Below are 433 nucleotides of genomic sequence, written 5' to 3' on the forward strand. Positions count from 1 at the left end.
CCGGGTGTCCGGCGAAATGGCCGGCGATCTTCTCGGCATGCCGGCACTCGGCGGCGAAATCCAGTTCCCGCCGCAGCGACACGGTGAATTGCCGCACCACCTCCGCCGGCCGGTAGCGGCACAGGTCCGGCAGCTGTGCCTCGATCACTTCGGCCAGGCGCGCGAGCAGGCGCAGGTCCGCCTCGATCACCTCGCCGATACCTGGTCGCCGGATCTTGAGCACCACGGCGCGCCCGTCATCCAGCCACGCACGATGGGTCTGCGCCAGGGAAGCCGCAGCGAGCGGCTGTTCGTCCAGACGCGCGAAAATGTCTTCCGGTGCAGCGCCCAGATCGGCCACCAGTTGCGGACGCACCTGTTCGAACGGCAGCGCCGGCACCGCGTTCTGCAATTCGCTCAGCTCGGCGATCCACACCGGAGGCAGCAGGTCCAC

At 68.8% G+C, this 433-nt stretch carries 1 protein-coding gene; it reads right to left on the bottom strand.

Annotated features, from left to right (window positions below):
- The coding region (locus tag CWM66_RS28630; protein WP_233218454.1) for an AarF/UbiB family protein at positions 1 to 433 on the bottom strand (433 nt) is incomplete at both ends.

It is taken from the genome of Kosakonia sp. H7A (genome assembly GCF_003028445.1).
Taxonomy (GTDB): Bacteria; Pseudomonadota; Gammaproteobacteria; order Enterobacterales; family Enterobacteriaceae; genus Kosakonia; species Kosakonia radicincitans.